The sequence below is a fragment of the Anaerotignum lactatifermentans DSM 14214 genome (genome assembly GCF_900142265.1).
Classification (GTDB): Bacteria; Bacillota; Clostridia; order Lachnospirales; family Anaerotignaceae; genus Anaerotignum; species Anaerotignum lactatifermentans.
Genome location: NZ_FRAH01000095.1, coordinates 1 through 9874 on the forward strand (window position 1 = coordinate 1; position 9874 = coordinate 9874).

9 protein-coding genes are annotated in these 9874 nt (G+C 39.7%); 1 reads left to right on the forward strand and 8 read right to left on the reverse strand.

Features of this window, described 5'->3' with window-relative positions:
* The coding region (locus BUB35_RS16510; protein ID WP_143158981.1) for an IS3 family transposase at positions 1-284 on the forward strand (284 nt) is incomplete at its 5' end.
* A gap of 43 nt (positions 285-327) precedes the next feature.
* On the opposite strand, the gene BUB35_RS16515 is transcribed toward BUB35_RS16510, so the two are convergent.
* The 8 genes from BUB35_RS16515 to mobP3 all read right to left on the reverse strand — a co-directional run.
* A complete protein-coding gene (locus tag BUB35_RS16515) occupies positions 328-681 on the reverse strand; it encodes a hypothetical protein (RefSeq protein WP_072853560.1) in 354 nt (117 codons plus the stop codon).
* 3 nt (positions 682-684) lie between these two features.
* Complete coding sequence (locus tag BUB35_RS16520) at positions 685-3324, reverse strand: DEAD/DEAH box helicase (RefSeq protein WP_072853562.1); 2640 nt, start codon at positions 3322-3324, stop codon at positions 685-687.
* Positions 3325-3673: 349 nt separating this feature from the next.
* Complete coding sequence (locus tag BUB35_RS16525; protein ID WP_072853564.1) at positions 3674-3934, reverse strand: helix-turn-helix domain-containing protein; 261 nt, start codon at positions 3932-3934, stop codon at positions 3674-3676.
* On the reverse strand, positions 3927-5903 hold the full coding sequence (locus tag BUB35_RS16530) for a type IV secretory system conjugative DNA transfer family protein (protein ID WP_072853566.1): 1977 nt from the start codon (positions 5901-5903) through the stop codon (positions 3927-3929). The genes BUB35_RS16525 and BUB35_RS16530 overlap by 8 nt, the downstream gene beginning before the upstream one ends.
* A gap of 4 nt (positions 5904-5907) precedes the next feature.
* Positions 5908-7524 carry a DUF3991 and toprim domain-containing protein gene (locus BUB35_RS16535; RefSeq protein WP_072853568.1) on the reverse strand — a complete coding sequence of 539 codons (1617 nt, stop codon included), beginning with the start codon at positions 7522-7524 and terminating at the stop codon, positions 5908-5910.
* Positions 7493-7957 carry a hypothetical protein gene (locus BUB35_RS16540; protein WP_072853570.1) on the reverse strand — a complete coding sequence of 155 codons (465 nt, stop codon included), beginning with the start codon at positions 7955-7957 and terminating at the stop codon, positions 7493-7495. The genes BUB35_RS16535 and BUB35_RS16540 overlap by 32 nt, the downstream gene beginning before the upstream one ends.
* A 12-nt stretch (positions 7958-7969) precedes the next feature.
* Positions 7970-8782 (reverse strand): amidoligase family protein, encoded by an 813-nt coding sequence (locus tag BUB35_RS16545; protein WP_072853572.1) that lies wholly within the window; start codon positions 8780-8782, stop codon positions 7970-7972.
* A 12-nt stretch (positions 8783-8794) separates the two neighbouring features.
* Positions 8795-9874, reverse strand: a 1080-nt coding sequence (mobP3, locus tag BUB35_RS16550) for a MobP3 family relaxase (protein WP_072853574.1), incomplete at its 5' end; no start/stop codon positions are given.

Consider the following 9874-nt stretch of genomic DNA (forward strand, 5'->3'; position numbering starts at 1 on the left):
AAGGATGGCAGTACCAAAACAAATATTACCGCCAAATGCTCAAACAAAAAGGTATCCGGCAAAGTATGAGCCGAAAGGGTAACTGTCTGGACAATGCTGTCATGGAAAATTTCTTTGGATTGCTCAAGAGCGAACTTCTCTATCTTCAACAGTTTCAATCTATGGAACATTTCAAGCAGGAACTGGTGGAATATTTAGATTATTATAATAACCATCGAATCAAAGCAAAGTTAGAGGGCTTGCCACCTGCAATTTACAGACAACAAGCCCTTCTGGCTTCTTAAACAATTTTAATTTGAAAATATTGTCTAACTTTTTGGGTTCAGTTCAATAAATAGATATATTCAAATCTTTTCTATCTTCTGTATGTTTTCTTCCAAGTTCTGGTAACTGATTAACAAAATCTTTATTAAAATTTAGCTCTGTTAATTTTGCCGGAACTTCTCCAACATTTCTAATTACAATACAGACTAAACTACTTCTTAATAACTCAAATGAAACCTGTAAATAAGGTCGTTTTTTTTCTTTTCGTTCTATTAATAACAAAGCAATCGCAATTAATGAAATAAGTGAACATGCTGCAGATATAGCAGAAGACCAATCAAAAGCACTGTTTTGTTGGCTAATTACATCTGTTAATTGTTGAATATGTTCTGTTAAATTCTGAATTGTCAATTCCAACTGTTATCCCTCCACTTCTATAATAAACTCCCTCTGCACCTTTGCCGTCAGTTTCTCTTGTTCTCCAAACTGCTTCATTTTCTCTTCCAGTTCCATATCCAGCTGCATTTGTGCAAAGAACAGGTTTTCCTGTCGTTTCATCCATTCCTTATGTATTTTTGACACTTGTTTTTCCAGCTGTATTCTTTTCAAACGATCGCCTGTTGTCTGTGAAAGCTGTTGCTGTGCTGTCTTTTCTTCTGCTTCCAATGCCTGCAATTCTTTTTGTAGTACATTTTTCTGTCCTGCAATAGCCAGCTTCATTCTGTCTATCTCCTCCTTCTGTGCTGGAGTGAGTTTTTCTGCCTGTTCACCCAATAATTGCTGCACAGGTACCAATTCATCCAATGGTTGTGGTCTGCCGTTTGTTTTCAGCCAATGAGCCTTTCTGTCATTTTCCGTATAGCTTTGTATTGGCTTCTGCAATATCTTTTGACAGTCTGTTTCTGACAAAATACTGCCGTCTTTTCGTTGTCCGCATAACACAGGAACAGTAGAAATAAATTTGTTTCCAGCATAAATATCGACGGTATAAAAACCTATGGTACAGTCTTCCCCTTCTATCTGCAAGCTTCCGGTATCCCCACATGCAATTTCATGCAAAATGCCACGCACCAGAGGACTGAACAGCGTAATCTGTCCCTGCTTCGGTTTGAAATCCTTTCCCATGCCATACTGTTTCAAGCTGCGGTATGGTTTATTTCGGCTGCCTGTCCAGTAGTAAAAGAGAATGGGCAGTTTTTCGTAATTGGTGGCTGTAATTGTCTTCTTTTCCTCATCTATCTCAAAATAACAGTCTATATTTTTCTCGTTGTACTGCCTAAAGAACCATTTCACTACATCCCACAGTTCTTTTTGGAGTTCCGCTGATTTTTCGCTGATATACTGCGGTGTCAAATGTACTTTTGAAGCAATCTCTCTTGTAAATGTGGTAAAGAGGATATCCTCTGCCGCTGCTACCTGTTTTCGGTTTGTGTCCTCCAGTGTTGTCAAAACCGTCTGGTGATCTGCTTCAATCTGTTTTTGTGTGCGTAACGGCAAAGTGTCATAGGCTTCTTCCAATCGGTTTGTAAATCCACCCAGCACTGTATCTGTTACACCAAACACACCATCTGCAACCTTCATACGCTTATACACCAGTTCCAGCTTACGCACATCTGCCATATTCTTCTGGTTGATAAACGCAAGGGAAATAACATCGTTTTCCTGTCCCAAACGGTGGCAACGGTCGATGCGCTGTTCCATTTTTAATGTATTATACAGTAAATCATAATGTATGACAAAAGAAGCCTCTGAAAAATCAAAGCCTTTTGCCCCATTGTCTGTAGAAATCAAAATTTCTCCATCTTGTTTGAAGCTCTCTATGGCAGTGTGGTCTGAACCGCCATAATAAGCATACGTGTTATACTGCTTGGAAAGGCTTTTGTAAAGCTGTTTTAATGTTGCAACACTTTCTGTAAATATAATAGCTTTTTGCTTTGCACCGTATTTTTTCAGTACAGAAAAGCCTTTTTTCAGTGCCAAAAGAAGTTCCTTTTCTTTTGAGTCCTGTTTTATTGCTTTTGCCAGCTGTTTCATATTCTGCCACTGAGTCAATTCTTCTTTGGCACCTGGCATACTTTCCAGCCGTTTGATGACGCCTTCTATGGTCTGCAATATGGCGGATGTGGAAGAACTTTGCAAGCTGAACAAACGCAGAGCTAAATCATACTGGTTCATTTCTGGAAATGCTTTTTTCTCTGGTTGATCGATATATTTCTCCAGTGCATCATATAATGCCTGCTCCTGCTCTGAAATCTCATATTCGTCTGTAATCAGAATACGTTCTGGTATTTTCGCAAACTGTTTTGCCTGAGAACGCAGTGTTCTGAAACAAAATTTACTTACTCTTTCCGCCAGTTCTGGATAATTTTCCGGTTTTCTAAGGTATCTATGCAAAAACAGCTCCGGTTCAGGCAATACACTCTTGTCTATAAACCAGATCAAACCATACAAATCCATAATATTCTTTTCAATAGGTGTTGCTGTAAGCAGAAGACGAAATGCTGAACCTGCAATTCGATCCAATGCCTTTGCTTGCATATTTTCTTCCTGATATCCAGTAGAAAGGACATTTGCCTCCTCAAAAACAATCAAATCCCATGGTATCTTGGCAGCCATTTCTTCCTGTATTGATACAAAATCGTAGGTAGAAATAAGTATAGCATCCTGATCAAATGGGTTTTGGTTATTATCAGTCATAAGCCCTTCAAATTCATCTTTGTTACTGCAAACCACATAAGGTATGGAATAGTATTTATCTATCAATTCTGTCCATTGTGTAATGAGGTCCGCATTGGGAATTAAAAGCAAAATTCTGTTTTGCCCCTCCAACCATCTTTGAGCAATCACCAGCATGGCTTCATGACTTTTTCCCAAACCAGCTTCATCACAAAGTATTGCACCCTTTAAATATGGAGAACGCAGCACAAAAGCAGATGCCGCAATCTGAAATGGATATATTCTCAAATCAGATGACTCAAAAATTGGCACCAGTTTATCGTTGTCAGATAAATTTTCTAGTTGTCTGGCGTTATAATATACATGAAAAGATGTTTGCTGCACTTTGCTCACCTTGCTTTTTGAAAAATTCGTTGTTTTTTATTATCTCACATTTTCTGACAAATTCCAATCCGTAGAATAAATCATTTAAAAAAGTAAGAAACATTTTTGCTTCTGACTCTTAGTAAAAATTATTCTATTTCACTCTTTATTGAAAACTTTTTAATCCACAAATCATATAATAAATATAAGAGAATTTCTTTTTCTGTATACTATGTAACTGTTAAAGTGAACAATTCACATTCTCGGCTCACATTGAGCCATACCATAGCTCACGCAGAAGACAGACCTCCCCCTTGGTGTTTTTTCACCGTTTTTTTGGGGGGAGGAATTTTTTTGCCTTTTTCAAAATTTATTTTATGAAATAGAGATTGCTGCTTTTGCCTCCATTGTCACGAAACCGATTTTCTTTTTTGATGTATGCACTTCTTTCCAATTCTTGAATGGAACGCTTTACGGATGCCAGAGATAGATGCATATCTTTGGCTATGGTTTTCATGGAGGGATAGCAGCTTTTTGTTTCTTTGCTGGCGCGTTCGCAAAGGTATAAATAAACAGATACGGCTTTGCTGGAAAGCTCTGTATCCTGATAGACCTTCATTTTGTCAATCATCACTTTTTTCCACTCCTTTCATGTTTTGGTATATGCTTCGCAACGGCTTATCTTGTTCCTGAATTGGACGTTTGACAGCCTGCTGGATAGGATTTTGAGGCAGACCATATTTTTTTGCAATAGCTTCCTCAATAGTCTTTTTATTTGCGTAATGAACTTTTCTTACAACTGCCTGACGCATTGGATATGTTTCATTCAACTCGATTCCCCACTCAAAAAACAGCTTCAGCTTTGTTTTCATTGGTTTCACGCCTGTTCTTGTGACGATGAACGTATCTTTTGGCATGATTTTAAGCTCATCTGGTGTCATCAGTGGTCTGCCTGTCATTTGAAGTGACTTAGATTTATCTCTGCCCTGTGAGATACTGCCTGTCATGACTGTTCTATCCCCCAGTGTCTTGGACAATACATTGGCTGCTTCCGAGTTTGGTGCAAATCCGCCGTATATGCAGACCTGACAGTTATCAATGATGATGTCCGCACCTTCTTTACCATAGTTCTTTTCCAGCTGTGCCAATGACTGTATGATAGGCACAAAACTGATTCGTCTGGAACGGCTGGCGGAAAACATCATTTCCGCAGACTGTATAGCTGGCAGTGTACCGAACTCATCAAGGAAGAACATGACTCTGTTTGGCAGTTTGCCACCCATTTCATCGGCAATGGAAAGCATTTCGCGATAGAGCTGCTGTACGATCAAAGAAATGAGGAAATATTTGCTGTCATCTTCCTCCGGCATAATCAAAAACACCGCAGACTTGTTCCTGCAAAACTTTTCCGTATTGATTTTCGTTTCAAAGCAGAGCAGCTGTTCAATTTCAGAATCCAGAAAAGCATTCAGCCTGGACAATGCTGTTGAAAGTACAGACGCCATTGCCTGGTCTGAAGTATTCAGGGCGGCACCCGAAAGCCATCTTGCTTTATGTTCTTCCGGAAGACGTTCCATCAACAGCTTGAACTGACTTTTGCCTTTCACTTCTGATGGTCCCAATAGATCTTGAATCAATTTGAACACACTGATGATATGCCTTTCTTCGCCTTTTTCTTCTATTTCATTTTTCTCTGGTTGAAATAAAATCACTGCTTCCACTTCTCGAATACTTACTTCCTGTGCTTTCGGTAAAAAATCTATATTTTTATCAATGCATTTTTTCCTCATCTGGGCTATTTCTTTTTTACGTTCTTCCAGTGCTTTCTGTTTTCTCTTTTCCTGTTCCAATGTAAGAGCGTAGGGCGAACAAAATTCCGCAATCACCAATATCACAGCAGTAATCAAGCCTTCCGCCGAATCATAGAAAAAGGCGTTTTGCCCTGCGTTGGCAGAGTCAAATCCACCAGAATTCATGACCGTTTTGGATATTATCTTTGCGTACTTCTCTGCTTTTGCCTTTGCCACAAGGGAGTCTGCCTGCAAATATTCATCCATGTAATGATTCACCATATGAAGCATATTGAAACCATCGCTTTGGGTTGGATTTCTCAAATCCAGCACCGAAATATCATAGCCATAATACTTTTTTGCAATGGGAGCGTAGCTTCTCAGGAGGTCACCCTTCGTATCGGTCGTGACAAAACTCATGCCTGACGCACAGCAGTATTCCAGATTTGGATATAAAAACTTAGCTGTCTTGCCCACACCAGCGGCGCCAATCATCAGTGCATGAACATCTCCTTCCTCCACGATTGCTGTGACTGTTTTCTTTTTTCCGAACTTCATCATATTACATCCAATGATGATGCCTTGGGGCAGGTTGCAAGGAGGCTTTCGCCTCCAGACCTGTGGTTCATATCTCACTCTTTGAAATGCCGTATCGATTTCCTTTGGTGTGGCAAAGCTGGCAGAACCATGCTGTCCATCTCCAACGGTCTTGCTTTTGATGTTCAAAGACTTCCTGTCGATCAAAAGCATACAGACCATAAAGGTGCCAAAAATCAATAGCAGCGGCATCAACTTCCATAAGTTCTCCATTTATTCAGCCTCCCATCATAAGCTCCATTTGTTCTTGCTGCCCCTCTGGTTCCTCCTGTTCCAGATTTTTTGAATACGAAGCAGCTCTATGTTCTTCCACTTTCTGTGTTGCAAAAGTATTCCTTCGTTCCAGCTCCTGTAGATACTCCGTTTCCACATAGATGATGGCTCTCATTGCCATATCTGCCATGTTTTTTGCCCATACAAAAAGAGATGGCTGTTCTTGAACCTCAATGGTTTTCAAGCGTTCCATCTCTTCTTTCATTTCCTGTATGCGTCGATCCATTTTCGCTTTATCCAGATATGGTTTATATGCCTTTTCCAATTTCTGTATGGTGGTTTGGTACCTAGTCTGTTCTGGTAGGTTGTCATTTTCTTTGACCTCACACATCAAGCAAACAGACAAATCTGCCATACGGAGGAGGCTGGCAAGCAATGGTTTCGTATCAGCTTCTTTCTTCTTCACCAGTTTTTCTGCTTGCTTGAAATATCTTTTGATCTGTTCCAGATAAAAATGGATACCTGATTTTTCGTATTCCTGTTTACGCCATTTCATATATGGGCTTTCTGTGTTGGCATTTAGGATACCCAGCTTTCTAACTGCAGCATGGTATGCTGTTTTCTTCGGATGTGACTGTGGAAGGATAGCTTCCACACCATGTTCTGCCTTCAGCTGCTCGTTCCAGTCTTTATAGAGAGGGTATTCCCTTTTGATTTTTTCTCCATCATATTCCTTTTTAATGAGGATATCCTTTAATTTATCACAAGCTTCAATGCCTGCTGCATCGTAATCCAGACAGAGAAAAATCTCATGGATATTTTTTTGGTCTTCCAAAAATTGTAGTAATGGTTTCGGTGAAAGTCCATCCAGTGCTAGGAAACTGTCCGTTTTCCATTCATCATTTCTCAATGTAATAAACGACATCAAATCGATAGCAGCTTCAAACACATAGAGCTTGCTGCTTTCCCCTCGCCAGCAGAAACCATACCTGCAGTCAGAACCGGCAATGGTCATTCGGAAGCTTTTTGTCTGCTCTGCTGTGGATTTTTTGCAGGCTGACTTTGGTACTCCGTCTTTATCTGTTCCCACAAAAACTACGTTGCCATGTTCCTTTTCCTGATAAAGTATTTTCTGTTCCACAAAGCTTTTCACCACATCTTTTGAGATAAATCTTGTCTTTAAAAGATAGGCAAACAATCGTTTCATATTACTGTCTTTCTCAGGAAGTATGAATTCAGATTTTTCCGAAGGACAAGATATTTGTTCTTGATTTTCCAGTGCAGCCGTTTTTTCAGATTGACTTACATTTTTTTCGTTCTCATTGTTTTTCTTCCTGCCAAGCTCTGGTTCTTCTCCATGCAGAAGTTCTTTCATGGCAGTACGAAAATTCATGCCATAAAACTCCTGCATAAACTTTAACGGATAACCGCCTCGCATATTTTTATGGTCATACCAACGGTTTCTTCTGACGGAAATGCTGTCATGCTCTCCTGTGGAGTCTTTATAGATCAGCACTGACTCGCTTCCTGTTTTTTTCAAGCGTTCCCCTTTTTGCTGAAGAAATTCCTCCAGATTGGTCTGGTTCGCCTTATCGATCTGTTCCTGGGTATAAAGTGTCATATGTTTCCTCCCTGTCTTTTGCTCTGTCCAGAGCGTTTTCTACGCAGCTGTAATCGAAATTATGTTCATCATAGGCTTCTTCCATCATTCCCAATTCATTTTCCTGGGGAAGGGAAAACGGCGTTTCTCTCATCAGAAAAACCGTTGCCTCCAAAACACCTTTTTCTGTTTTCAAGTTCCATACTGCCCTTTCATAGATTTCATTGAGATAAATTGCTTCCATGTTCTGTAAATCAGATTCTTCCAACTTCCAAATAACTGCTGGCACGATTTCATCTCCCACCTCCAATGTTGGCATGGCAGTTTCATAAAACCTGCGGAATTCCAATGCACAGTCTTTCAGACCGCATTGCATAAAAAGTATTGCTGATGGGCAAATCTCCTCTAGATATCCTTCCCTCATATATCCATCATAAGTTAACAAATAAACCATGTTTCTTCCTCCTTATAAATCCATTTTCATAGATGCAGTATTTTCTGTTTGTTCTTCCGTCTGAATCTCTTCTGGTTCCATCATCTTCTGCCATGCGGAGTTTCCTTCCAGATTTTTTGTCAGCATTTTTCTTGCAAATTTATATTCTTCACCAACCATGCCAGCTCGCACCAACCAGGTACGCATCATGAATTTATCATTTTGATTCTCACTTTTCTTTTGGCTGACAGTACGGTTATTTTCCGCAAAGCCGCTGACAATCTGTGCGAACTGAATATCACTGAGCAGTTCTTTTTGATGGAGTGTGCTTTTGAAATAAGGAAATGAAATGATACCGTTCTCTTTGCCTTGACTGGTGTCTGCCACTTGTGAAAATGGAATGTCTAACGCTTTTTGAAATAATTCCCCTTTGCTCTCATAAAGATTTTCCAGATTGGTCTGGTACTTCTCCCAGTCCTCAATACAACTTACATCCAGAAACAGATTCATTTTCGTGGAGTCATTGACGATAGCACCTCTTAGTTCCAACTGTTCCAAGGCTTTTTCCAGCATTGGAAACTCATTTTCATATAAAAATGGTGAGAGCAGTTTCACTTGATACATATAGTTTGCTCCCACCACTTTTTCTCCGTTATATTTTTCTGCCTTGATGCTGTCAGAAGAATAAATATGCCATGTTTTATCTGTGCTGTCTTTTACTTCATAGCAGTTTTCATCTGATTGAAAGTTATATTCGGTTTGAAATATATCTGCCAGTATTTCTGCTGCGGCTTTTCTTGTAATTCCTGTCATATCCATATCGATGCAATATTTTTTCCACCTCATACGCTTCCCTCCTTACATTTTCTGTCCATGGGCTTCTTTCTTTTCCATGATCTTACGCATCAGTTTCTTATCCACATGAATCTGTTGTTTCTTTCTGTCGTAATCCTCTTCAATCATATGGTTGATGTGTTTCATCAGAAGCAGGAACTGTTTTTGTGCCTGTATTTGATGAAACTTTTTTGTTCGTTCTTCCCAGCTTTCTTGAGGATTTACTATTTCATGATTTCGTTCTTCTGGTTCTGCTACTATGACTTCATTCATTTCCAACAGTATCAATGCAGATTTCAAAACCATATTTTTGATATTGCGGAACTCCGGTTCTTCTGCAAGGTTTTTTCTGGCACGTTCCTGATTCTGGTATGTAGAAAGGATATCGTCTTTCAATCCCAGCCAGCTTTCATAGGCTTGGGAAATCTTTTTGTCCTTGCTGATTTCTTTGACGATCTCGTCTACCAGTATTTTATTTTCTTTCTCAAGCCTTCCATAAACCTTTTTGTGTTTTGCTGTTTTCAGTTTTTGAGATAATTCCCAAAGCAAAGCTTCCGCTTTTGGATTATCTATATATTCCATTGCCATTGCCTGTTTCAGTTTCCTGTCAAAGTAATTTTTCAGCTCGTCCCTGATTTCCTCTTTCTGCTCATAGATGTGATACAGCTCATCATGGAATATCTCGTTGGCAAAGGAACTTCTTAACTTCATCAAGTTCTGTCTGCCCAAATATCCTTCTCTTGGATTTTTGGAATAGCACATCAGATGGATATGAGGATGATGCCCTTCATTATGAAAAGCACCATACCATACAAAATGCTCCAAAGGAATTCCCATTGCCTTTGCAATCTCTGGTGATTTCCCTCGCACCAGTTCTCGCCATGTGTTGGCATGATCATATCCCAGACGAGCTGCATCCTCTCGTTTTAAGGAAAGCACGAATGTCCAGATGTTGCCGTTATGTTCCGATGCTTCTCTTGCCACTTGATTTAGATCGATTTCTTTATCCGAGCCATTCCAAAGTGCATGTCCCTGTTTTCCTCGTTCTGCTCTTGGTCTTTTAGCAAGGTAGCCCACATAGTTTTCCATACTGCCTTCCCTTGC

Bases quoted from the DNA above. Each gene is read 5' to 3' on its own strand.
- BUB35_RS16525 (WP_072853564.1), bottom strand. From the start codon at position 3,934: ATGATTGACAAAATGAAGGTCTATCAGGATACAGAGCTTTCCAGCAAA.
- BUB35_RS16530 (WP_072853566.1), bottom strand. From the start codon at position 5,903: ATGGAGAACTTATGGAAGTTGATGCCGCTGCTATTGATTTTTGGCACC.
- BUB35_RS16535 (WP_072853568.1), bottom strand. From the start codon at position 7,524: ATGACACTTTATACCCAGGAACAGATCGATAAGGCGAACCAGACCAAT.
- BUB35_RS16540 (WP_072853570.1), bottom strand. From the start codon at position 7,957: ATGGTTTATTTGTTAACTTATGATGGATATATGAGGGAAGGATATCTA.
- BUB35_RS16545 (WP_072853572.1), bottom strand. From the start codon at position 8,782: ATGAGGTGGAAAAAATATTGCATCGATATGGATATGACAGGAATTACA.